General features: G+C 39.7%; 25 protein-coding genes, 15 tRNA genes and 2 rRNA genes (1 of these 42 cut by a window edge). 8 read left to right on the top strand and 34 right to left on the bottom strand.

The window, feature by feature from the left end; all coding sequences use genetic code 11:
- Positions 1-179: 179 nt before the first annotated feature.
- From MHB45_RS01735 to MHB45_RS01725, 3 genes are all read right to left on the bottom strand, one after another.
- Entirely contained in the window at positions 180-632 is a 453-nt protein-coding gene (locus MHB45_RS01735; RefSeq protein ID WP_048684241.1) for a hypothetical protein, read from the bottom strand.
- A gap of 323 nt (positions 633-955) precedes the next feature.
- Positions 956-2,095, bottom strand: coding sequence for a zinc-dependent alcohol dehydrogenase (locus MHB45_RS01730; protein ID WP_202187231.1), 1,140 nt, complete (start codon positions 2,093-2,095; stop codon positions 956-958).
- Between the two features lie 158 nt (positions 2,096-2,253).
- Positions 2,254-3,183, bottom strand: a complete 930-nt coding sequence (locus MHB45_RS01725) for a glycerophosphodiester phosphodiesterase (RefSeq protein WP_053087402.1) — start codon at positions 3,181-3,183, stop codon at positions 2,254-2,256.
- Positions 3,184-3,519: 336 nt separating this feature from the next.
- Between MHB45_RS01725 and MHB45_RS01720 the strand changes: the two genes are divergently transcribed.
- Positions 3,520-4,689, top strand: coding sequence for a sensor histidine kinase (locus MHB45_RS01720; protein WP_161798620.1), 1,170 nt, complete (start codon positions 3,520-3,522; stop codon positions 4,687-4,689).
- Between the two features lie 61 nt (positions 4,690-4,750).
- On the opposite strand, the gene MHB45_RS01715 is transcribed toward MHB45_RS01720, so the two are convergent.
- Positions 4,751-5,584, bottom strand: a complete 834-nt coding sequence (locus tag MHB45_RS01715; RefSeq protein ID WP_048684234.1) for an ABC transporter permease — start codon at positions 5,582-5,584, stop codon at positions 4,751-4,753.
- A gap of 22 nt (positions 5,585-5,606) precedes the next feature.
- Positions 5,607-6,374, bottom strand: coding sequence for an ABC transporter ATP-binding protein (locus MHB45_RS01710; RefSeq protein WP_338565070.1), 768 nt, complete (start codon positions 6,372-6,374; stop codon positions 5,607-5,609).
- 382 nt (positions 6,375-6,756) lie between these two features.
- Between MHB45_RS01710 and MHB45_RS01705 the strand changes: the two genes are divergently transcribed.
- A complete protein-coding gene (locus MHB45_RS01705; protein ID WP_161921970.1) occupies positions 6,757-7,746 on the top strand; it encodes an ABC transporter substrate-binding protein in 990 nt (329 codons plus the stop codon).
- 29 nt (positions 7,747-7,775) lie between these two features.
- Positions 7,776-8,669, top strand: coding sequence for a TauD/TfdA dioxygenase family protein (locus MHB45_RS01700; RefSeq protein ID WP_048684230.1), 894 nt, complete (start codon positions 7,776-7,778; stop codon positions 8,667-8,669).
- Between the two features lie 97 nt (positions 8,670-8,766).
- Here MHB45_RS01700 and MHB45_RS01695 read toward each other — a convergent pair whose 3' ends face one another.
- From MHB45_RS01695 to MHB45_RS01675, 5 genes are all read right to left on the bottom strand, one after another.
- Entirely contained in the window at positions 8,767-9,120 is a 354-nt protein-coding gene (locus MHB45_RS01695) for a DUF6241 domain-containing protein (RefSeq protein ID WP_142953050.1), read from the bottom strand.
- Between the two features lie 130 nt (positions 9,121-9,250).
- The gene (locus tag MHB45_RS01690; RefSeq protein WP_161921972.1) at positions 9,251-9,403 is read right to left on the bottom strand and encodes a hypothetical protein; all 153 of its coding nucleotides are present in this window, start codon (positions 9,401-9,403) and stop codon (positions 9,251-9,253) included.
- A gap of 382 nt (positions 9,404-9,785) precedes the next feature.
- Entirely contained in the window at positions 9,786-10,370 is a 585-nt protein-coding gene (gene clpP / locus MHB45_RS01685; RefSeq protein WP_034305312.1) for an ATP-dependent Clp endopeptidase proteolytic subunit ClpP, read from the bottom strand.
- Positions 10,371-10,400: 30 nt separating this feature from the next.
- Entirely contained in the window at positions 10,401-11,108 is a 708-nt protein-coding gene (locus MHB45_RS01680; protein ID WP_048684225.1) for a sigma factor, read from the bottom strand.
- A gap of 345 nt (positions 11,109-11,453) precedes the next feature.
- The gene (locus tag MHB45_RS01675) at positions 11,454-11,780 is read right to left on the bottom strand and encodes a hypothetical protein (protein ID WP_048684223.1); all 327 of its coding nucleotides are present in this window, start codon (positions 11,778-11,780) and stop codon (positions 11,454-11,456) included.
- A gap of 360 nt (positions 11,781-12,140) precedes the next feature.
- Here MHB45_RS01675 and MHB45_RS01670 point away from each other — a divergent pair, with 360 nt between their 5' ends.
- On the top strand, positions 12,141-12,662 hold the full coding sequence (locus MHB45_RS01670) for a tyrosine-type recombinase/integrase (RefSeq protein ID WP_048684352.1): 522 nt from the start codon (positions 12,141-12,143) through the stop codon (positions 12,660-12,662).
- Positions 12,649-12,843, top strand: a complete 195-nt coding sequence (locus tag MHB45_RS01665; protein ID WP_048684221.1) for a hypothetical protein — start codon at positions 12,649-12,651, stop codon at positions 12,841-12,843. Before MHB45_RS01670 ends, MHB45_RS01665 begins: the two co-directional genes overlap by 14 nt.
- A gap of 128 nt (positions 12,844-12,971) precedes the next feature.
- Here MHB45_RS01665 and glsA read toward each other — a convergent pair whose 3' ends face one another.
- Both glsA and MHB45_RS01655 read right to left on the bottom strand, forming a co-directional pair.
- A complete protein-coding gene (glsA, locus tag MHB45_RS01660) occupies positions 12,972-13,913 on the bottom strand; it encodes a glutaminase A (protein WP_048684349.1) in 942 nt (313 codons plus the stop codon).
- Between the two features lie 365 nt (positions 13,914-14,278).
- Positions 14,279-14,512: a hypothetical protein gene (locus tag MHB45_RS01655; RefSeq protein ID WP_072272429.1), complete on the bottom strand. Its 234-nt coding sequence runs from the start codon at positions 14,510-14,512 to the stop codon at positions 14,279-14,281.
- A gap of 276 nt (positions 14,513-14,788) precedes the next feature.
- Here MHB45_RS01655 and MHB45_RS01650 point away from each other — a divergent pair, with 276 nt between their 5' ends.
- Together MHB45_RS01650 and MHB45_RS01645 are read left to right on the top strand one after the other, a co-directional pair.
- Complete coding sequence (locus MHB45_RS01650) at positions 14,789-14,995, top strand: hypothetical protein (protein WP_072272428.1); 207 nt, start codon at positions 14,789-14,791, stop codon at positions 14,993-14,995.
- 394 nt (positions 14,996-15,389) lie between these two features.
- The gene (locus tag MHB45_RS01645) at positions 15,390-15,680 is read left to right on the top strand and encodes a hypothetical protein (RefSeq protein WP_034305321.1); all 291 of its coding nucleotides are present in this window, start codon (positions 15,390-15,392) and stop codon (positions 15,678-15,680) included.
- A 794-nt stretch (positions 15,681-16,474) separates the two neighbouring features.
- Here MHB45_RS01645 and MHB45_RS01640 read toward each other — a convergent pair.
- From MHB45_RS01640 to MHB45_RS01620, 5 genes are all read right to left on the bottom strand, one after another.
- The gene (locus MHB45_RS01640; RefSeq protein WP_226990461.1) at positions 16,475-16,717 is read right to left on the bottom strand and encodes a hypothetical protein; all 243 of its coding nucleotides are present in this window, start codon (positions 16,715-16,717) and stop codon (positions 16,475-16,477) included.
- Positions 16,718-16,752: 35 nt separating this feature from the next.
- A complete protein-coding gene (locus tag MHB45_RS01635) occupies positions 16,753-17,292 on the bottom strand; it encodes a DUF6241 domain-containing protein (RefSeq protein ID WP_053087399.1) in 540 nt (179 codons plus the stop codon).
- A gap of 528 nt (positions 17,293-17,820) precedes the next feature.
- Positions 17,821-18,258 carry a hypothetical protein gene (locus tag MHB45_RS01630; RefSeq protein ID WP_340907235.1) on the bottom strand — a complete coding sequence of 146 codons (438 nt, stop codon included), beginning with the start codon at positions 18,256-18,258 and terminating at the stop codon, positions 17,821-17,823.
- Positions 18,259-18,266: 8 nt separating this feature from the next.
- Complete coding sequence (locus MHB45_RS01625) at positions 18,267-18,446, bottom strand: hypothetical protein (RefSeq protein WP_340907234.1); 180 nt, start codon at positions 18,444-18,446, stop codon at positions 18,267-18,269.
- A gap of 170 nt (positions 18,447-18,616) precedes the next feature.
- A complete protein-coding gene (locus MHB45_RS01620; RefSeq protein ID WP_237766633.1) occupies positions 18,617-18,925 on the bottom strand; it encodes a tyrosine-type recombinase/integrase in 309 nt (102 codons plus the stop codon).
- Between the two features lie 142 nt (positions 18,926-19,067).
- Between MHB45_RS01620 and MHB45_RS01615 the strand changes: the two genes are divergently transcribed.
- The gene (locus tag MHB45_RS01615) at positions 19,068-19,388 is read left to right on the top strand and encodes a tyrosine-type recombinase/integrase (RefSeq protein WP_226990460.1); all 321 of its coding nucleotides are present in this window, start codon (positions 19,068-19,070) and stop codon (positions 19,386-19,388) included.
- 232 nt (positions 19,389-19,620) lie between these two features.
- On the opposite strand, the gene MHB45_RS01610 is transcribed toward MHB45_RS01615, so the two are convergent.
- The 17 genes from MHB45_RS01610 to MHB45_RS01530 all read right to left on the bottom strand — a co-directional run.
- Positions 19,621-19,701, bottom strand: a tRNA-Leu gene (locus MHB45_RS01610).
- Positions 19,702-19,709: 8 nt separating this feature from the next.
- Positions 19,710-19,783, bottom strand: a tRNA-Cys gene (locus MHB45_RS01605).
- 9 nt (positions 19,784-19,792) lie between these two features.
- Positions 19,793-19,867 (bottom strand) — tRNA-Gly (locus MHB45_RS01600).
- Positions 19,868-19,870: 3 nt separating this feature from the next.
- Positions 19,871-19,945 (bottom strand) — tRNA-Gln (locus MHB45_RS01595).
- Positions 19,946-19,980: 35 nt separating this feature from the next.
- Positions 19,981-20,056, bottom strand: a tRNA-His gene (locus MHB45_RS01590).
- A gap of 17 nt (positions 20,057-20,073) precedes the next feature.
- A tRNA-Trp gene (locus MHB45_RS01585) sits at positions 20,074-20,147 on the bottom strand.
- 9 nt (positions 20,148-20,156) lie between these two features.
- Positions 20,157-20,240, bottom strand: a tRNA-Tyr gene (locus MHB45_RS01580).
- Positions 20,241-20,256: 16 nt separating this feature from the next.
- Positions 20,257-20,332 (bottom strand) — tRNA-Thr (locus MHB45_RS01575).
- 7 nt (positions 20,333-20,339) lie between these two features.
- Positions 20,340-20,415 (bottom strand) — tRNA-Phe (locus MHB45_RS01570).
- A gap of 12 nt (positions 20,416-20,427) precedes the next feature.
- A tRNA-Asp gene (locus tag MHB45_RS01565) sits at positions 20,428-20,503 on the bottom strand.
- A gap of 5 nt (positions 20,504-20,508) precedes the next feature.
- Positions 20,509-20,582, bottom strand: a tRNA-Met gene (locus tag MHB45_RS01560).
- Between the two features lie 102 nt (positions 20,583-20,684).
- Positions 20,685-20,760 (bottom strand) — tRNA-Val (locus MHB45_RS01555).
- Between the two features lie 15 nt (positions 20,761-20,775).
- Positions 20,776-20,850 (bottom strand) — tRNA-Glu (locus tag MHB45_RS01550).
- 9 nt (positions 20,851-20,859) lie between these two features.
- Positions 20,860-20,951, bottom strand: a tRNA-Ser gene (locus MHB45_RS01545).
- A 5-nt stretch (positions 20,952-20,956) separates the two neighbouring features.
- Positions 20,957-21,031: transfer RNA gene (locus MHB45_RS01540), tRNA-Asn, on the bottom strand.
- Between the two features lie 9 nt (positions 21,032-21,040).
- Positions 21,041-21,156, bottom strand: a 5S ribosomal RNA gene (gene rrf, locus MHB45_RS01535).
- A 119-nt stretch (positions 21,157-21,275) separates the two neighbouring features.
- Positions 21,276-21,502: ribosomal RNA gene (locus MHB45_RS01530) — 23S ribosomal RNA — on the bottom strand (it continues 2,706 nt past the right edge of the window).

Here is a 21,502-nt window from a genome sequence, read left to right as displayed (position 1 = left end):
TTAACCTATGTAAAGCTATATAATAAATGCAAGTTGAAACCATTAAAAGCCTACTGAGCTCCCCTTGTGCATGGTTAAAGGTTCTCACAGATTGTGTCACTGCAAGCATTTAATTATCATAAGGAAAAATATCATGGCCATATGTAAAAAAGAGAAAGCATATCGCCTTCTCCTTTCGTTTAATCTATGAATTGGAGTTCTGTTACCGTACATCTTTTCCTGAATTTATATTTCCCGCTCAAATCACTGAATTGATAATCATTTAGGGATTTACCCAGTTGTTCCTTTAGTTTATCCGCCGTGATGGATTCCTCAACTGTCTCTTTCCAATTTTCATTTCCCATTATCTCTTCGAACGGAATGGTAGTCAGGACTTCATCATATATCTGGATGCTTTGATCGATGCCGAAGCTGCCATAGATACTGCCATTTTCATCGGCAAAGATATGCTCCGATTCCAATTCTTCCACCAATACTTCCAGATAACCCTTTGACTTAACAGGCTTGATGGCAATCTCCGCTTCTGCCTTTACAGGTCCCAATCTCTTATCGATGATCTCTATCGTCAATTTAACGTGAACGGGCGGATAACCAAACCCTTCACAAAGTTCTGCTGCCGAGTTATATACCATCTGAACATCCTCCTTTTGTCACTATCATTATATAATATAAATACTCCATTCCCTTACCAAAAACCCTTAATCAAGATCACTCGGCAATGCATCTCTCCTTCATCATCGGAAGGGTCAATCGTCACATTCCCGGAATCCCCTTTAAAAGCATCATAGTAAAAAAAACAGTGTACCCCCGATTTCCTCAGTTCACGGGTAGGATGAGCATTTATCCCGCGTCATTTATACGTTTATCGATCATGCACCATACACTTTTATCTATTTACGAACTCAACTAAAAAATCCAATGCAGCTCAGGGGCATTGGATTTTTATAGCTACACATTATTGCTTTAGCACCACTTTAATACATTCATCTTCATGATCGTTAAAGATTTGATAAGCCTCACTCGCTTTTTCGAGAGGGACTTTATGGGATATGATTTCCGTAGGGTCGATCTCTCCAGCCGTGATTTTATCAAAAAGTTTGGGCATGTAGTGAATGACCGGTGCTTGTCCCATTTTCAGGTTAATGTTCCGCTCAAATAAATTGCCTAATGGGAACATATTATATTTCGATCCGTATACGCCAGTCAATTGGATCGTGCCGAATTTACGTACGGCGTTAAGGGCAATCTCGATTGCACTTAACGTTCCACCCTGAAGTTTCAGCTTTTGCTCAATCGCCTCTATCGTCGATTTCTTCCCATCCATTCCCACACAATCTATGACCACATCGGCCCCGCCTGAAGTGATTTCCTTAATGTAGCTGCCCATATCGTTATATTCATCGAAGTTATACGCCTCTACCTTATTCATCTGTTTAGCCTTTTTGAGTCTATAAGGTAGATTGTCGATGGCAATGACCCTTTTTGCTCCTTTCATCCAAGCGAACTTCTGAGCCATCAAGCCAATCGGCCCACAGCCCAATACCGCTACCGTATCATCTTTATTGATGCCAGCGTTCTCTACACTCCAATATGCGGTTGGCAGCACATCGGACATGAACAAAAGTGACTCATCTTCTAGTTCGCATGACTCCGGGATGACAAACGGCATGAAGTTTCCATATGGCACCCTTAAATATTCTGCCTGCCCGCCTGGATAGTTCCCATATCGTTCAGTAAAACCAAAGTACCCGCCTGTATCCACCGCTTCATTAGGGTTGGAATTATCACATTGACTCTCCATATCATGTTCACAATAATAACAGTGCCCGCAAGAAATGTTGAAAGGCAGGACAACCCTGTCCCCTTTTTTCACCTTTGTCACTTCCGGACCCACTTCTTCGATGATGCCCATCGGTTCATGGCCAATGACATAATCTTTATGCGTCGGCAAAGCACCCTGGTATATATGGAGGTCGGACCCGCATATAGCTGTTGAAGTCACTCGGACGATGATATCATCCTTTTGCTGAAGTTTCGGATCTTCAACTTGTTTTACTTGTATATCTTTTGCTCCTTGAAAAGTTACAGCCTTCATAATCAACCTCCTAAAATTTTCTTGATTTATTTTATATACCCGTCCGAAAGACTACTAAGCCTATGGACATCTAATTTCCCCAAGAATTAATCGCCCATTATGCTGCACCTGGATGACAAAAAAAAGCCCCGGAAACCGGAACTCACATTTGAAACCATTTATTTAGTAACTTTATTTCCATTATCTTTGTGCTTATACTCACTTAGTACCTCGTTGAACACATCGGGATAATTCGTAAACAGCCCCGTTGCACCCCATTCAAGCGCCTTTTTCATATCGGCTCTTTCATTTACTGTATATGGATGGAATTGGAGGTCATGGTTTCGAACCATCTTCACATATTGTCCGTCAACTTTACTGAAGTTCGGGCCTACGCCAACTGCATATTCCTTTATGGATTCCAATTCTTCATCGGAAATGGTTGCTTGGGTCTTGTAAGAAAAAAGTTGCACAAGAGGTAACTTTGGATTCAAGTCATGAACCTTCATAAGGCTTTCTTTACTGAACGATTGTATTAATACATTCTTTGTACGGCCCTTCGAATCCACCATTTTATATTCTTCCAGAACCTGCAGAAGTTCTTCTTCCATTCCTGGATACACATCAGGGGACTTTGTTTCGATATAGTAATTGGCCTTCTTTCCAAACTTCTTAAAGACTTCTTCAAGAGTAGGAACCTTTAACCCTTCATATCCCTCTTTTGCCAATTGTGGATATTTTTCATTGAACCAAGTACCTGCGTCCAGTTTCTTGATTTCTGCCAGCGTTAAATCCTTCACAAGGCCAGTACCATTCGTTGTACGATCCACTTTTTCATCATGCATTGCTACCAATCTACCATCCTTGGTCATTTGAAGATCGATTTCTATGTAGTCGCCTTTCATTTGTTCTCCCATTTGATAAGCGGGAATGGTATGTTCAGGTGCATAACCAGAAGCTCCCCTATGTGCGACATTCACAATTTTCTTCTCATAAATAGATGAATTGGAATGATTTCCATTTGCAGCTGAGGCCCCCATTGAAGTAGCCTGCAATATAAAGGCCGCACTCATCATACAAAAACCGAATTTCTTTAGATTCGTTTTCATTTCCCTCTCTCCCTCCTATTATTACCATTATTTTAAAAGGGGAATGTGAATCTACAGCGAATATAATGTAAAGAAATAATATAGTAGTTAAAATGGTTAAAATAACCTATCAAAAACAGGGTATTCATGCAGTTCGTTCTACCCAACCAAAAAGTTGAATTAACTTTCCATAATATAGATAGAAAGGTTATCGATGACAAAATCTATCTTTTTCTGATTTACAAAAAACTAGTATCATATTACTATTAAGCAAACAGAATATTAATACTAAGGGGAATTATGTTAAAAAATTATCAATATTATCAAAACAAACACCGATTTATACTGAAGGCTTTCATGGCAATGATATCCTTTTTACTATTAGTTGGGATTTCTGTATCACCTATAAGTTGGAAAGATAATCCCTACGAGATGACATTACAGGTCATTTTAATATCGGGGATGATAATTTCTCTGTTATTTTTCTTAAAAACAGAAGTCAATTTTTATAAAACCCTATTCATTTTCTTAATTACTGTTTATTTTTATAGCAAATTTTGGATATTCCCAGATACTGCCATCATGCTGGCCTTATTTGCTATAGCACCCTTGTTTCCCATTTTTCTCTTTGATAAAATCGGTTTTTATATTGTGGCCACTTTAAATATCATATTAGGTCCCGCTTCCATCTTGATCATTTCAAAAACGGATCTTCAACACACTTATGAATATGTCGCTTTGGATAGTTTCGGCAACACGCTTAATTTCTTCGCTATACAAATCATATTGGTATTCGTATTCATAGGAACCAATAATAGGATGGAATCCAATAATGCATTTCATAAGGAAATACAGCAGGCCAAGCAATTGAACTCAGTCGGACAGCTAGCTGCCACCATTGCACATGAAATACGTAATCCGATTACAGTCGTTAAAGGGTTTGCCCAGCTATTAGATCAAGAGAAGGAACTGAATGAAACGGAAAAATTTTATGTACAGACCATGCTTACGGAACTTGAATATACACAAGTGATTATCAATGACTATTTGTCTTTAGCAAAACCGCAAACGGATAATGTACAGGTCATTCCTTTAAATGATGAAATCCAAAAGATTTCCGACCTATTAACCAGTTTTGCCAATAACCGCAACATCGGCTTTCTTCTCGATTTCCGTGACGACCTGCACATTAACATGAATCCCATCGAGCTTAAACAGATACTGGTCAATATCATGAAAAATGGTATTGAGTCAATGAACAAACCCGGATTCATCAAGGTGGAAACAGAGCAGGAACGCACTATGGCAAAAATACGAATAACGGATACAGGAATAGGCCTATCAAAAGAACAGCTTGAAATACTCGGCACCCCATTTTACTCGCTTAAAGATAGGGGAACCGGTATCGGTCTGACCGTTTGTTATTCCATCGTTCAAAAATACAAAGGGAAAATCGTGGTACAGAGCGAAGTGAACAAAGGAACATCGTTCACCATTTATTTGCCCTTATATAAAGAAATAGATTAAACATACATACCTAATAAGAAAAAGGATGACCACCCATCACCGGGCGGTCATCCTTTTTCAATTAGGCTTTAAAACTATCTTGCCATTTCAACAAATGATTTTCTAAAAAGCGGACAAATGAGTCGGAGATTTTACCAGCGAGGGCAAAAATGATGATGCCTACGAATACGACGTCCGTTTGCATGAATGAACGGGCATCCTGGATCATGAAGCCCACCCCTCTATCCGCACCGAGCAATTCAGCGACGACCAGGCACATCCAAGCCGCACTTAAGGCTAAACGGATACCAAGTAATATGTTAGGCAATGCTGCCGGAATCATGAGCTTCGTTATTTGTTCCCGACGGCTAAACTCCAAGATTAGGGCAACATCGTAGAGTTTTTTATCCACATTCCGAAGACCCAAAAAAGTTTGTAGATATAGAGGAAAAAAAGCACCTAAAGCAATAAGCAGCACTTTGGATAGTTCACCAAACCCGAACCACATAATGAATAAAGGCGTAATCGCGAGTAAAGGAACCGTTCGTAACATTTGAATGCTTGGGTTAAGATACTCTTCGGATTTTTTTTGCATCCCAACGATGACCCCTAGCAATAAGCCTAAAAACCCACCTAAGGCAAAGCCAAGAAAAGCCCGCGTTAAACTGATTTGTAAATGCATGCCCATTTCCCCCGACTGGACGAGATCAATGAACGTCATGACGATCAATAAAGGGGATGAGAACAATTGGGCAGGCAGGATGCCAACCGAACCTAATGCTTGCCATGCAATCAACACGACAACGGGAAGGACCGAACCCCGCAATGCCGATTTGGCAAGTTTGGATTGTTTTGTCGTTTCCCTTATGACAAGGTGCTTGTTTTGTGCAACGGTCTGTGTAGACATAATTTTCATCCTTCCTTTTTCAAAAATCCAATTAAATGCTCCAATCTTCCACCTCTACTGGATGATGTTCAAGTTGGGTTAATATGACGGACCTGAATTCCTGGAACGCTTTGCTTGTTCGGGTTCTTGGGTATGGCAAATCAATCGGAACGATAGATTTAATCCGTCCAGGCTTTGCATCCATGACGACCACCTTCCTCGATAAAAAGATGGATTCATCAATATCATGGGTGACAAGCACCATCGTTGTCTTATTCCTCTCCCATATTTCCAGTAAAGCCTCTTGAAGATGCGTTCGCGTGAATGCATCCAATGCACCGAATGGCTCATCCAGCAATAAAACTTCAGGATTACGCAATAAGGCCCTGGCAATGGCAACACGCTGCGACATTCCTCCGGATAATTGGCGTGGATACGCCTTCTCAAAACCTTTTAGTTTAACAAGTGAAATCAAATCATCCACCCTTTTTCGAATGTCCGGTTTCTTTAATGGAAGGTTACCTGCAATATTCTTCTCCACGTTTAGCCATGGAAATAAGCGATGCTCCTGAAAAATGAAACCACGGTCTTTAGAAGGTCCGCTAACCGTAAGATCCTCTGCCATGATCGTGCCATCAAAGTCTGAATCAAGTCCTGCGATCAACTTTAATAATGTGCTTTTCCCGCAGCCGCTCGGACCAATGATGGTAACGAACTCACCATTGTTGACGGTCAGATTTAAATGATCCAAAACATGGACACTTTCATTCTCATTCTTAAATGTTTTGCTTACTTGATTAATTTCTAATGTTGCAACCAATCCCCTCACCCTTTCTCAAATAAAAAAAATAGAGATCCAGCAAAAAGGCACATATTGTCCCTTTGCTGAATCTCTAGTTAACTAGTCGATTCAATATTTCATTTTATATTAACTTATCGATTATTTATAATCAACACCTAATACCAATTTATTTTATCGGATTAATCGTAAAAAAATAATTGACAGATAATTCTAACAGCTGTTAAGATGCATTCATACACAAATCCGCTTCACACTGGAGCCAATTAAATAAAGGTCATGTGAATCAACTGGACTACCGGAGATTCAATGAAGAGTAACCAAGCAAACTCTTCGTTGAATCTCTTTTTTGTCATTAATCTGACTATCCAGATGTGTATAGCTGTAAAAAAGGAGGGAATTCATGAAGGAATATCGTAAACATCTAACCGCAGTACTACTTGCCATCATTAGCATCGCTGTATTGGCAGGCTGTAATTCCGATGCCGGCAAAGCTTCCGGGAAAAGTGATCCACTGAAAGTTCATATTGCCTTAAATGGCAAAATGGGACCATTGGTCATTGCAAAGGAAAAGGGATTGTTCAACGAAGAGTTTTCTAAACTGGATACCCAAATAGAGTGGAGTGAATTCCAGAGTGGTCCCCCGCTTTTGGAATCCCTTGCTTCCAATCGGGTTGATCTGTCTTTTTTAGGGGATGGTGCACTGATTGCCGGCATTGATAAGAATCTGCCATTCGAAGTGATTGCCCAAACAGGCCGGGGTGAGTCATCTGTTCGGATTCTGGCTCAAGCGAAAGGTAACATAAAGCAGATTGAAGACTTAAAGGGGAAAACGGTCGGTGTTGCTTCGGGGACAACGGGGCATGTGTATTTAATCAAGGCGTTGAAAGCCCATGGTTTAACGACTGATGACATTAAACTCATCAATTTGCAACCAGATGATGCTCAAGCGGCTTTTGAAACCAAAAAATTGGACGCCTGGGCAATATGGAACCCCTATTACCTTAATAATATTGAAAAAGGGAATGCTGTCGCACTTAAAGTAAAAGGAAAAATATTAGCTCCTGGTGCAATCATTGCACGTAACGGCTTTGCCGAAGAGCATCCTGAAATTGTCGAGGCCTATTTAAAGGTTTATAAAAAAGCTGCCGATTGGCAAATTGAGAATCCAGATGAAGCATCTGAAATTTATTCCAAAGAAACTAAATTGCCTGTGAGCACGGTAAAGACAATAATAACGGCCGAAGAACCAAATATCTTCTTTACCGAAGATGCCATCAAAGCACAACAAGAATCCATCGATACTTTAGCTGGTGTGGGCTATATCAAGAAATCATTTAATTTTAAAAATCACATCAACAATGAATACATTGATGATGCCTTTAAAAAATAAAAAACTAACCTTACAGGAGGAGATTGATTATGACGGAAACTAAAACACAACAATTGAAAGTGGTACCGGTAGCAGGAAGGATTGGAGCGGAAATTCAAGGAGTGCAATTAAGCGGGGACTTGGATTTAACTATTTTCAATGAAATCAAACAAGCGTTAAACGATCATAAAGTCATATTCTTCAAAGGTCAAAATCATTTGGACGATGCCAGCCAAGAAGCATTTGCCAAACTATTGGGTGAGCCTTATGCACATCCTACAGTACCGGTCAAAGACAATACTAATTATATTTTCGAGCTTGACTCCGAACGCGGTGCTAAAGCAAACCATTGGCACACTGATGTCACTTTCGTTCCAGAGGTTCCTAAATACTCTGTTTTAAGAGGGGTAACCATCCCTGATGTCGGCGGAGATACAGTTTGGGCCAATACGAATGAAGCATATGAGGACCTGCCGGATGGATTGAAGAAATTAGCGGACGGACTATGGGCAATCCATACAAATGAATATGATTATGCTCAATTCAAACCAGCCGAAAACATTGATGATGAGGTTAAAAAGAAGTATCGTGATATATTCGAATCGACCATTTATAAAACAAGGCACCCAGTCGTTCACGTACACGCCGAAACCGGAAAAAGGCATTTGTTATTAGGTGGCTTTGCTGGTAGAGTGGAAGGCTATACAACAAGTGAATCCGAAAGATTATTAAGCATCTTCGATTCATACGTCACGCGCTTAGAAAATACCGTGCGTTGGCAATGGAGTGAAGGCGACGTGGCCATTTGGGATAACCTAGCCACGCAGCATTACGCTATTGCCGATTACGGGGACCAGCACCGCGTCGTTCGCAGGGTCACAGTAGGAAAAGACGTTCCCGTAAACAAGGAGAACGAGTCCAGCAGACTAATTATTAAGAAATAAAACTCCTGTATCGAAGGTAAGCTTCCATTACTTGACTGCCCCATAAGCGAATGAAAACATTCAAACGGCCTTATTGCAGGAAGTTTGAGTGTTTTCTTTATTGAGCAGGACTAGCCAACTCGCCCTTTGGTCTTTTCAGTACCTTCCCCTCACTTAAAATTAACTTCAATGAATTCAACCTCTCTGCCCGACTTAATGTTCCATGGGCTTTTCCAACGGTGCCTTCTTTGTCTTCCCAAAAGAAGTTATGGTCCTGAACGATCGTGCTAAAATCAAAGTCTCGCCACCGGGCAGCAATGGACAGCAATCGATCTCTATGCTGAAAATCACTTGAATCCACTATTTTATAAACTTCTTCTATAATCTTAGGGGACATCGGTATAGCTCCCCATTTATCTTGCGAGCGAACCTTTTGATGAGTCATTTTATGCATGACGTCCATGACTTCCATTTCGGTTGAGCCTTCATCAAGTCCTGCTTCAAATTCAATCCCATCATATATCGCTGTTTTCGCTTCAAGTTCCGCAGCTTTAGCTTTCGCTTCCCTTTGGGCTTCGATTTTTTCATCTTCTCTTTCTCTTTCAATTTGTTCTTTGGCTTCCCTGGTCCATTACCAGTTGAGCTTTTTCGTACTCATTGGAGTTCTCCATGATTTTAAAGGAAGCAACCCCCACCCCGAATAATGCAACAGCGGAGATTCCACTAATAAGTAAAACCTTTTGCGTTTTCTTCATAAAAACTTCCTCCAAGATTGATAATGTCAGATACTATTTATTTTAACATATTGAATGGATGGACTATCCAGAAAAGGAACACATCCCCCCTCATCCCTTCAATAAAAATTACATAGTTTCAGGTATCGATAATTACCCAACATCCCATTCTATTTTTTCAAGAAGTTTCATTCGTCACTTATTGCATACTGGATGTCACATATAATGCAGCAACAGTAGACAAGAAAAATTGATAATACCGAGTGCCGGGCATTGTTAAGCTGAGGTAGTGGATTGGAATAGTATTTGGAACAAGGTATGGTGTAAAAGGTAAAAAAAGAAACTGCCAATCTAATATCGGCAGTTTCTTTTCGTTTTCGTACAGCCGGCGTCTTTATCAGAATTAATTATCCTGAACGATTATTTCATCGATTATACCGTAATCCTTCGCCTCATTTGCACTTAAGAAGTAATCGCGATCTGTGTCCTTCGCCACCTTTTCGATAGGCTGACCGGTCCTTTCGGAGATGATTTGATTGATATGATCCTTTAGCTTCAAAATCCTTCGGGCAGAAATTTCGATTTCCGTTGCTTGCCCCCTCGCCCCACCAAGCGGTTGATGAAGCATGATTTCACTATTTGGCAAAGCGCACCTTTTCCCTTTCGTACCCGCCAATAAAAGCATGGCACCGAATGATGCGGCCATCCCCGTACATACAGTCCGGATATCAGGCTTAATATATTGCATCGTATCATAAATGGCGAAACCGGCACTGGTCGATCCCCCCGGACTGTTTATGAAGATGGTAATTTCTTTATCAGGTGCATCTGCTGCCAAGAATAACAATTGGGCTACCACACTATTGGCTAAATGATCGGTGATCTCTTCCCCAATCATGATGATACGGTCTTTTAGAAGTCTGGAATAAATATCGTACGAGCGCTCACCTTTGCTGGATTGCTCAATTACATATGGAATGGTGGTCATATCTCTTCTTCCTCCTAACAATAATATTGGCTATGCAGCCATTGAGAGTGTGTTTGAAGGAGTGAAGCTTGATTTGGAAAGATTCGAACGATTCATCAGTTTAGGAATCATCGACTCACTGTTCAGGGATTTGAAAGATGGGATGCTTCTAATGAGGATATCCGGATTTTGGGCTTTTAAAGCCTGTGTCATCAGGGAGATGAGCCGCTGCTCCTCCTCATCCTGCCAATCTTCCACGCAAGACAACCTACGATCTTCAACGTCATTCTCAAAACGCTTCTTCACACGGTTCAAGATTGCCTTTACAGCCGTTTCCGTGGTGTTCAAGTAATCTGAGATTTCTTTTGACCGGTAGAGGAATCCTTCCTTTAATATGAACACTACAGCTTGTTTCGGGGTAAGGGATTTTATTATATATTCAACCGTTTCAAAGACATTTCCCCCAACTGCCCCCAGTTGTTCGGTATCCAACAGATCGTCTAAAGATTCTTTTTTCCTTTTTCGTATCGTATCAATCCAGGAATGTCGGGCTATCGTCTTCAATAAAGCTGTTGTTATCACCGTTTTCTTCCCATAGCCCTGCATTGCCTTCAATATCGTTTCCTGAGCCAAATCATCCCCATCCCAATTATTTTGGGTCAGGAATCGGCAAAACCGAATCAATTCAGGATAAACTTCACGCAAAATTGCACCGTTATCCTTTTCTTCAGCAATATCTTCCCTCAACTTATTTATCATTTTTCTCACTCCTTCAACACCCTCTATCCTCTAAACGTTTCAGAAAGAGAAAAAGATATGGGGGTGAAAAATTTTCCTTCATGCTTCATTATATTCTATTCCATTTTTTCCATTGGATTTCCTTTCATACTAAAAACCTGTTTGGTTAGGATCCAAACAGGCTAATATATGGCCTCCCCCGCTGTGTACCCGGTTCGTCACCAATCATTTCAGTGTAGACCTTATTTTCGAAAACAATTATTATTCCTGTGCATTCCGCTCCATTCCAATAAGCCAGACGCTTGGATGTGACGTACCTGATGTCCTTGGTGTGAATCCTGAATTCGATCCGTAGGAACTCTGCTGCTATTCCAAGTGTTCAATGCATTCGACCGTATATTCGCTAGGTTCCATTTCGTTTACTTCCATACCAAACCAACTGGAGGAGCGACTCTCATTAGCGCTATCTTTACAATAGTTCACCATAGAACCTGCTGGAATTTCTTCAGACTCTTGATCGCTCATCTCTTCAAAATTCACCGACCGCTCGTTATGACGCTCGCTGTCTGACTTTTCATTATCCAGGTCTGCGAACATGAACATGCAGTAAAAAACCAAAACCATAATTGCAATGGTAATCAACCTTGACATTATAGGCAGTAATTTTTTCAATATAGCCAAAACTCTCTTCATGGTGGTTTCCCCAATCCTGCTAAAGCATATAAATTCAGAATGAATTAATTCATCTATTAAATATCCATCAATAACACTAGTTTAGAAAAATATTACTATTTTCATTATATCAAGTTCCAGAAGTTTTTTATTGCTTTTATCCAATAAACAACTAAAAATACACCGAACCCTTTATAAAATGGACAGTCCAAAAAATATCAATATCCCCCTCAAATTGACTTCCCTCCTTTTTCAGTGTTACTCTTAAAAGTATACATTCAAAATACTGATTTCATTGGCGTGAATTAAGGGTGATCACTTTTGCCAAAAGAACATTTAATAGACGTGCAACCAATCAGATCATCGGAAAAATTAGATGATATGAAATGGTCATTGAAAAGACATTGCAGCGAGAGAGACTACATATTGTTCTTGTTAGGCATCAATACCGGATTACGGGTGACTGATCTATTATCACTGAAGATAACGGACATTAAAGGAAAGTTTGAGGTCATCATCAAGGAAGGGAAAACAAAAAGGCCAAGAATGATACAGCTTAACAATGTCTGTAATGAATTGGCCTCCTATATAGCCACCATTGATGGTGAATGGCTATTCCCCTCACGCAAGGGCGATAAGCCAATAAGTAAGATACAAGCATACAGGCAGCTTAATAAAGCAGCGGACATGGTGGACATCGAGGGCGTCGGTACACATACCATGCGGAAAACATTCGGTTACTGGCACTATAAACGAAGTAAGAATCTTGCTGAGCTACAAATGATCCTTAACCATTCACATCCTGTAATTACACTTAAGTACATTGGGATTGCTGATGAAGGGACAGAGGACAGCTTAAATGACTTTACACTATGGGAGGACGGAAGAAATGTCATTGACTGAATACAATGCAAAATATGAATCTATCATTCGCAGCAATATTTCCGACAGACAAAAGGCATTGAAGTTAGCTGATCTAATGACCGATATTGAAGGCCAGCTAAAAAATGAAATCGGGGAACATCGAAATAAAGAGGTAAATGCTTTATATAAAAAAGTATCTCTTTTCTCCAACTTGTTATGAAATAGTCCTAAGACCTTGCCCTTATGCAGAGGTCTTTTTTTTTTGCCTTGAAAGTAAATGATTTGTTTCCTTAAGGCTTTACACTGAACTCATTTAACATCCGACTGACTCGGTACTGGTTTCAATGTTTACAAATTAAACATACTTAAGGAATACTTTTTCGCCATCATTTCCAAGATTTTTATCCCGGCAACGCTGTTCCCCTTCTCATCCAGCGCTGCACCATAAATTCCAATCCCGCATTTTCCGGGGACGGCCCCCATGATTCCCCCTGACACACCGCTTTTAGCCGGTATGCCAACATTAATGGCAAATTCACCTGATGCGTTATACATGCCGCAGGTAACCATGAATGTCTTGCAAATACGGGCAATGTCCCCGGGGATGATTTGCCTTCCCGTCAGCAAATCTTTCCCATTCATGGCCAGCACACAGCCTATCCTCGCTAAATCCTGACTGTCCATTTCAATGGCACACTGCTTTGAATACAATTCGATTAACTCCTCCACATCCTCATTTATTACATGATGCTGCTTTAAAAAATAGCTTAACGACCTATTCAAGTCTGCTGTATTATATTCTGACCGGGCAACATCTTCATTAAAGCCGATATTCGGATTTTGCGTCAACTCCCGGATAAAATGTAAAATACGTTCAAATCGCTCGGTTACACTGGCACCCTCAATCATGTGGGTCACAGTCAATGCTCCTGCATTGATCATGGGGTTTAACGGTTTGGATGGCTTGTTTGTCTCTAGCTTGGCAATCGAATTAAAAGGATCGCCAGTGGGTTCTTTTCCTACATAGGAAAAAACATAATCCTCCCCTTTTTCCATTAATACAAGAGCAAGTGTCAAAACTTTTGATATGCTTTGCAGGGTCATTTTACCGCTTACATCACCCGCACAATATCCTTTCCCGTCAGGATAGTAAATAGCAACAGACAAATCCCCAGGATTCGCCTTTTCAAGAGCCGGTATATAGTCTGCCACTGTTCCGTTACTCGTATATTTTTTTGCCTCATCAACCAGTTGCTGTAATTCGTCATTGGACCTGCATTGACATCCCATATTGTTCACAATTTTCCGCCCCTTAGAAAATATGTTTTGTGAAGTGTTCCTAGATAGTGTTTTTTTATTTATTGCCATATTTCATCGATATTATTTATAAAACTGCGAAGCGGCTACTTTCCTGGTCTTGGTTTTCTTAAACAATAATTCTTTATAGAAATTTTTAAATGCTTCTTATTGATACTAATTAGCCCTTTGTAAGGTACAACCATACTTCCCTAATCTGGTTCTGAATTATTTTCGTCTTGTTTAAGAAAAGAAAAAAGACCTCACACTATCGTTGAGATCTTGATTTTAATGCTTCGGTGGAATCAAAGGGTTCATCTTTTTTTGTTATGTGTTTATATTCTAAGACATATCATTGGTTAAACATCCAATTCCTCAACTCTTAAACCTTCAATACCCATAATTTTTGAAGCTTCGGTTTCATTCTCAGGGAAAATGAAGCATTGTTTTTCATGCGAAGAAGTAGCCAGCCAGACCTTTCCTTGTTTAAAAAAAGACAAATCCTCAGGCAAATTAGGCATTTCCCACTGAAAAAGAGATTTTGCAATCATTTTTATTATTGATGATAACGGGAGTAATGCATCATGCCTCATATGAATTTTCTATCCTCACAATAATGTACTCCTACGCAGATCGTGTTTCAGAATTACTTTGATCTTGAAAAACAACAACAACTTATATAACAAAGGTCAAGCTGTAAGACAGGTGGGCTAACGCCTTGTAAAAAACAGGGGCAACTTCTCTGTTCTTTAAAGATTTAATTGAAAAAAGAAGGAATTAGAAGCGATAAGACGGAAATATAGAACATACGAATATTATCGAATAAGCTTTCATATGTATTTCACACTTGATGGAAAGTAGGAAAGGTCATGGGAAAATCAAAAAGTTTACAAGAAATCTATAACGCCAACCGTCCAGAAAATAATGAACTTTTCCGGGCGATACAACAGCAGCTACAAATGAAGCATCCAGACAAACGAATGACAGCTACGAGAACCATGCAAATAATTGTGGCTGATAGTGTTTCATCTGGAGAGCTGCGGAATGTGGAAGCCCGCCTTCTTTACAGTTTATAAGGATCTGCTGTTTCATAAGCCCTTTAAAATTTTTGAACACAGAAACGAATTCATCATTGAAAGAATTTCTGAAAAAAATGGCCCATTTGTTGAATAAAGTAAATGGATGAAGTATATAATCCAATTGGTTATGATCGAGCTTGAATCAACATGGTACATATAATTTGGTCCGTTTCGTAAACAAACTTCATTCTTTCGCCTACTTCGTGCGCCCTGTGCAATGATTTTTGCCTTTGGAAAAGTCTCAGATATTTTATTACTCAATTTCAATATATACCTACTTTCAACTGGTGAGTAAAAATGCTCAAAAGATAAAGATTGACAACATTTTTAGAGTGACTCATACTAGTAATGACTCAGGTGACAGAATATTATGAATAGTGGAGGGGTAATTATGAATAAGATTTTCGTTCCTAACGCAATCGCCACTTTAACAAGGCTTTTCTACAGTTCGACTACAACGAATGAGTATTTAGCTATGAGAACCGCTCAATTCTACATTGAAGACCTGAAGTTACTGCAAGACGTGGAGGCTGTTGCCTTGGCGATCGAAAATCAAAATGCTTTCGCATTAATGTCTAAATTCAAATTATTTGATTATAAGGCTGCTGAAAAAATTGAAATCGCACTTTCCGCTTCTGGCTATACGGAAGCAGACTTGAATGCTATGAATATTGAATTCTAAATCATTTATCAAAGTTAACGAAACGAATGGCAGAGTTAATATTCTTTGACCCATTCGTTTTTTCTTTTTAATTGTAAGAACAAACGTTGATAAAATAAACGATATCAGTGCATAAGATTCTATCATCTTTTAAACTCCGATAAGCTGCCAATTGTTTGATTCGGTTTTGTTTGCTCCTTGGTTTCAATTCCCTTCATTCTGGAGTGATTAAAAACCATTGCATAATGCCCCCGCACATTATTTGTACATGTTCTGTAGTGCGTCATGAACACAAAAAAGCTTCAGACAATTAAGTGTGAAGCTTGATGTAATAGCGATTCTTCGCTATTGGTGATACCGGTGGCCGGGGTCGAACCGGCACTCCAGAGGAACACGATTTTGAGTCGGGCTAAAAAATGTTAAATTCCCCATTTGTGGAAACCGATATCCCTTAAAAACCATCATATTTCTCCCTCTTTTTGAACCGCGCAATGGGGAAACAAGCAAAAATTAGTCTCAGAACTATGAAAAACCACCAAAAAACAGTAAATTCCTAATCAAATGCCAACCCCAAAGAGAACCACAAGCATAGAATTTCCAGATTCAGTGCCACTATGGTTTGATACTTATATCTTTCCGCTAAACTCCCACAGCCCAAGCTGCCCTTTTGCAGGAATATATTGATCGAGCATCCGCATGTCCTCAATTTCCCAGGCATAGCCGCCAACTCTGTAATCCCCTAAAAACAAGTCGTTCCCTGAAATAACCCGACTATCTTCTAAGACCGCCCAGTTTCCATTGTTTTCTTCTATTTTCTAACAGTTTTTCAGCTTACAGACTCCAATTATCATTCCGGTCGGCAGATTATCTTCTGTATACCCATGCTTAGCCAGCAGCTCGGCAACTCCATCCAGTCTACAGGTGGGCTTATCTACTTTTTTGCTCGTATGAATAGCAAGAGGACCCCGATAATGCGTTCTCCAAGTCCTTGTTTCATATTCGGCTTCCCTAAGGACAAATAAGCTTGCCCAAGGCTGGATCATCGACAGTACTTTCATTATTAATCCCCCTGCTCCTGACATCATTAAGTTTGTTAAAAGTTATTATCGATAAATTCTGCTTCTTCATCTGTGTTAAGGATTCCGGTGGCTTTTCCAACAGTTCCATTTTGATACTCCCAAAAGTAGTTATGATCTTGAGCGACGTTGTCAAAGTTTCCTTCTTTCCAACCAGATACGATATTTAACAAATCACCTTTAAGCATGAAATCGCTATCAACCACAATATCGTAAACTGCATTGATGTTTTCGGAATTCATCTCAACTGCTCCCCATTTCTCTTCTGCAATAACTTTTTGATGAGTCATATGGTGCATAACATCCATAACTTCTTCTTGAGTTGAATTTTGGGTAAGACCAGTTTCATCTTGAACTCCACCAATTTCTGAAGTTTGTTCTTCCATATCTTCATCTTTCTTAATATGCCCCGTAACGTCCATGACGGCAATATCACCTGAATTTGGTTTATTATACTTTGCTTCATACTCTTTAGCATTCTGATAAATTGTTATTACAACTGAAATAATTGCTGCTGCAGCTATAAGTCCAAACATTGACCATCTAAATTTATTCATGATAAGTTCCTCCGAGTCATAGTTCGATTATCACTCATTTCAGTTACATCCTATTATGGATAAGCTAACCATTATTATATTAACATAAACTATTAACAAATAATCTTAAACTATTAAGTAACCATATAGATAGATATAAAATTTTTATCTTATAATAAAAAAATTGAGCATAAGTTATTAATCCTCAAAATCATCTAAATCTAAATTGATTAGATGGGATTAATAAACACTCTGTATTGGCCATTAAACTACTCCCTATATAATTCTATATAAAATTTATTGGAAACCAATACAGAGTATCCTGAGACTTCTAAGGATTATATAAATCTTACCAGTTCATTAATTGAACATTGGAATCATTTAATCTTCCTTCAAATATCTCATAAAGATCAATTTGTCCATGCTTCAATTGGCTTTTATATAAGGTGTTTTCTAAGCAAGTTCTAAAGTAAACTCCAAAGTTATCTATTTCACGATTTGCTTCTACCTCTTTTAAGACCCTATAACAAACTTCTTTACTCAATCCTTTTAATCGATATTCAAAATTAATTTATTTATTATTTCATCGTTGTTAACCGATTTCTTATTAACAAAATAATTATTAATATTTTTATATTGTTCTTTTTTATATTGTTCTTTTTTATTTTTCCTTTTATAAGCTGGTAACTTTTGTACAGGCTTGGATTGCTCTTTTGTTATTGCTAGGGTTACACATTTGTCATAGCTCAAAAAATCTTCAGACTGTTTCTGTGCTGAAGTTCCTTGTTCATTTTCCTCGTTTAGGTCTGCTCTTTTGTCAGAGCTGACAACAACTTTTGGAAGTAAATGCTGCACTATTTTATCTGTGTTATGAAAGTACTTCTTAGATGGCGAACCCATGATTACCGATTCGATATATCCTGCATCTTCTAAATCCTTAATTGCTTTCAATTGCTGCCTGTATGATAAAGCTGTTTCTTCTTCCAAAACTCCACTTAGTTTAAATAGAAGTACTCTTTACCATCTCGTACAGTTAGCATTTTCTTACTTCCAAAACTTTCATAGCTTGAACATAACTGTCCAAAAATAATTGCTCCGTTGACTGATACTTCATGAGCTAGTTCTTTATTGAACATAACAAACGCATTGCCTCCAAGTATGGATAATAAATTCATGTTCTTTTTCCCCTTTTGATACAGAAAAAGAAACTTGCTAAAATTTAATTAGAAGTTAATTCTTCTGTTTTTTGTGTAGAGATGGTAGAGCCGCCAAACTCATTTGCCATCTCTTTTATTATTAAAAGACACCGAACATTCGTTTGTAAAGTATAGGTTGGGATATATTACTATATTTTTAATCCTCTTAATGCTCCGTGCAACTTATGCTTTTGCTCCAGATCTTGTCCCCATATATTCACATATCTTTTAGTAACAGTGATATCTATATGACCAAGTAAATGCATTAAAGAGAATGCATCCACACCTGAAACAATCATCCTCTTAGCCATCGTATGTCTAAATGTATGAGGACTAACTCGCTTATTTATCATTGCTTCCTTCCCATACTTAGTAAGCCTAGTTTGAATGCTTTGTCGATTTAATTCTTTATTATCCTGGCTTATGAACAGTTTGGTCGTCTCAACGTCTCCTCTTATCTTTATATATCTGCTTAGCTGCCCTTTTGTCGTTTCAAATAAGTAAACCGTTCTTTCATCTATAACTTTTTATGTAAGAGCAAACTTATCGTAAAGAACACAATGAGGAACATCAAATTATTAAGGGATAGACAAAAGACAATTGAAAAACAATAAAGAAGAAATTGAGAAACTTATAAGGACAATTAGAAAAGAAAAAACGTTTATATCCTTTAGAGATGAAGTAATCATACTTGTTTTCCTAGATACTGGAGTCAGATTGTCTGAACTTGTAGGCATTGAAGTAGATGATGTTAGGGGGAACATTATCATTATTAGAAGAACAAAGAATCTCTTTAGAGCTCTCAACAGGGTATTAATAGTAGTAACTTTCATTAGTTCCTTACTCTGGAGAATTAAGCTTTCTACTTCCTTTTGTACCCATTCAACGAGCTGCTTATTAATTATCTTCTTTGATCCATGAAATTCATTTTTGTAGTATTCAATCGCCGCTGGTCTTAAGTTTCTTAAATAGCAGTCCTTAAAAAGGCTTCATATGCTTCATCATCTGAAATCTTCTTCTTAATAATTCTTAGTTCATCTTCCCGTTAAAGACCTCCTACGCACACGATTCTTAGTTATTTTTGTCGTGTAAAAGACAAAGAAAAAAGGCCTCAACAATTAAGTTGAGACATTTTTTCTATAAGCTTTCATGATACCGGTGGCCGGGGTCGAACCGGCACTCCAGAGGAACACGATTTTGAGTCGTGCGCGTCTGCCAATTCCGCCACACCGGCATGTATGTTGGAGGCGGCAACCGGAATCGAACCGGTGGTAAAGGTTTTGCAGACCTCTGCCTTACCGCTTGGCTATGCCGCCAACGTTTTTTGGAGCGAAAGACGGGATTCGAACCCGCGACCCCAACCTTGGCAAGGTTGTATTCTACCACTGAACTACTTTCGCATATGGCTGGGCTAGAAGGGATCGAACCTTCGCATGACGGAATCAAAATCCGTTGCCTTACCGCTTGGCTATAGCCCATTAACGTTGTAATCATTATATCATATTTTTAAAAATGGGGCGACTGATGGGAATCGAACCCACGAATGCCTGAACCACAATCAGGTGCGTTAACCACTTCGCCACAATCGCCATTATATAATTTAAATTGGCAGGGGTAGTAGGACTCGAACCCACACTGGAGGTTTTGGAGACCTCTGTTCTACCTTTAAACTATACCCCTGTAATAAAATGGTGGAGGGGGGCAGATTCGAACTGCCGAACCCGAAGGAGCGGATTTACAGTCCGCCGCGTTTAGCCACTTCGCTACCCCTCCGCATATGGATGAAACATGGTGCCGGCAAGAGGACTTGAACCCCCAACCTACTGATTACAAGTCAGTTGCTCTACCAGTTGAGCTACACCGGCACTACTATGGTGGCTCAGGACGGAATCGAACCGCCGACACAAGGATTTTCAGTCCTTTGCTCTACCGACTGAGCTACTGAGCCAAACAATAAAAATGGCGGTCCCGACGGGAATCGAACCCGCGATCTCCTGCGTGACAGGCAGGCATGTTAACCGCTACACCACGGGACCATAGATTGCGGGGACAGGATTTGAACCTGCGACCTTCGGGTTATGAGCCCGACGAGCTACCGGACTGCTCCACCCCGCGACGGTAATAATGTTACTATTTTGCATCAAGTTTTCGTGTTAAGCGTTTCAATGGGCTGAATAATCAATCCTTTATGCAGAAACAACCTGATCTTATTGAAAATGGTGGAGGATGACGGGATCGAACCGCCGACCCTCTGCTTGTAAGGCAGATGCTCTCCCAGCTGAGCTAATCCTCCAATATGTTGTCTAAATGGTGACCCGTACGGGATTCGAACCCGTGTTACCGCCGTGAAAGGGCGGTGTCTTAACCGCTTGACCAACGGGCCAGGTATAAATGGCGGAGAGCAAGGGATTTGAACCCTTGAGACAGGGTTACCCGTCTACACGATTTCCAATCGTGCTCCTTCGGCCACTCGGACAGCTCTCCAATAATGGCTCCGCAGGTAGGACTCGAACCTACGACCGTTCGGTTAACAGCCGAATGCTCTACCACTGAGCTACTGCGGAACAATATAAGCTTGGCGACGTCCTACTCTCACAGGGGGAAACCCCCAACTACCATCGGCGCTGAAGAGCTTAACTGCCGTGTTCGGAATGGGAACGGGTGTGACCTCTTCGCTATCGTCACCAAACAATGTTAACATTTTTTCAAGACATATATTATTATAACGTCTTTTTGAGAAAATGCAAGAAGAAATTTTCATTCCTTCAAAACTAGATAATAAGAAGGTATTTCATTTTTTAAAAAGCGTTGGTTAAGTCCTCGATCTATTAGTATCAGTCAGCTCCACATGTCACCATGCTTCCACCTCTGACCTATCAACCTGATCATCTTTCAGGGATCTTACTAGCTTGCGCCATGGGAAATCTCATCTTGAGGGGGGCTTCATGCTTAGATGCTTTCAGCACTTATCCCGTCCGCACGTAGCTACCCAGCTATGCCTTTGGCAAGACAACTGGTACACCAGCGGTGCGTCC

The organism is Peribacillus sp. FSL K6-5616 (assembly GCF_038008245.1).
GTDB classification, from domain to species: Bacteria; Bacillota; Bacilli; order Bacillales; family DSM-1321; genus Peribacillus; species Peribacillus frigoritolerans.
The sequence above is the reverse complement of the archived record's forward strand: the minus strand, read 5'-3'. Positions and strand labels throughout refer to the sequence as shown.

Bases quoted from the DNA above. Each gene is read 5' to 3' on its own strand.
- MHB45_RS01735 (WP_048684241.1), bottom strand. From the start codon at position 632: ATGGTATATAACTCGGCAGCAGAACTTTGTGAAGGGTTTGGTTATCCG.
- MHB45_RS01730 (WP_202187231.1), bottom strand. From the start codon at position 2,095: ATGAAGGCTGTAACTTTTCAAGGAGCAAAAGATATACAAGTAAAACAA.
- MHB45_RS01725 (WP_053087402.1), bottom strand. From the start codon at position 3,183: ATGAAAACGAATCTAAAGAAATTCGGTTTTTGTATGATGAGTGCGGCC.
- MHB45_RS01720 (WP_161798620.1), top strand. From the start codon at position 3,520: ATGGCAATGATATCCTTTTTACTATTAGTTGGGATTTCTGTATCACCT.
- MHB45_RS01715 (WP_048684234.1), bottom strand. From the start codon at position 5,584: ATGAAAATTATGTCTACACAGACCGTTGCACAAAACAAGCACCTTGTC.
- MHB45_RS01705 (WP_161921970.1), top strand. From the start codon at position 6,757: ATGAAGGAATATCGTAAACATCTAACCGCAGTACTACTTGCCATCATT.
- MHB45_RS01700 (WP_048684230.1), top strand. From the start codon at position 7,776: ATGACGGAAACTAAAACACAACAATTGAAAGTGGTACCGGTAGCAGGA.
- MHB45_RS01695 (WP_142953050.1), bottom strand. From the start codon at position 9,120: ATGGAAGTCATGGACGTCATGCATAAAATGACTCATCAAAAGGTTCGC.
- MHB45_RS01690 (WP_161921972.1), bottom strand. From the start codon at position 9,403: ATGAAGAAAACGCAAAAGGTTTTACTTATTAGTGGAATCTCCGCTGTT.
- clpP (WP_034305312.1), bottom strand. From the start codon at position 10,370: ATGACCACCATTCCATATGTAATTGAGCAATCCAGCAAAGGTGAGCGC.
- MHB45_RS01680 (WP_048684225.1), bottom strand. From the start codon at position 11,108: ATGATAAATAAGTTGAGGGAAGATATTGCTGAAGAAAAGGATAACGGT.
- MHB45_RS01675 (WP_048684223.1), bottom strand. From the start codon at position 11,780: ATGAAGAGAGTTTTGGCTATATTGAAAAAATTACTGCCTATAATGTCA.
- MHB45_RS01670 (WP_048684352.1), top strand. From the start codon at position 12,141: ATGAAATGGTCATTGAAAAGACATTGCAGCGAGAGAGACTACATATTG.
- MHB45_RS01665 (WP_048684221.1), top strand. From the start codon at position 12,649: ATGTCATTGACTGAATACAATGCAAAATATGAATCTATCATTCGCAGC.
- glsA (WP_048684349.1), bottom strand. From the start codon at position 13,913: ATGGGATGTCAATGCAGGTCCAATGACGAATTACAGCAACTGGTTGAT.
- MHB45_RS01655 (WP_072272429.1), bottom strand. From the start codon at position 14,512: ATGAGGCATGATGCATTACTCCCGTTATCATCAATAATAAAAATGATT.
- MHB45_RS01650 (WP_072272428.1), top strand. From the start codon at position 14,789: ATGGGAAAATCAAAAAGTTTACAAGAAATCTATAACGCCAACCGTCCA.
- MHB45_RS01645 (WP_034305321.1), top strand. From the start codon at position 15,390: ATGAATAAGATTTTCGTTCCTAACGCAATCGCCACTTTAACAAGGCTT.
- MHB45_RS01640 (WP_226990461.1), bottom strand. From the start codon at position 16,717: ATGAAAGTACTGTCGATGATCCAGCCTTGGGCAAGCTTATTTGTCCTT.
- MHB45_RS01635 (WP_053087399.1), bottom strand. From the start codon at position 17,292: ATGAATAAATTTAGATGGTCAATGTTTGGACTTATAGCTGCAGCAGCA.
- MHB45_RS01625 (WP_340907234.1), bottom strand. From the start codon at position 18,446: ATGAATTTATTATCCATACTTGGAGGCAATGCGTTTGTTATGTTCAAT.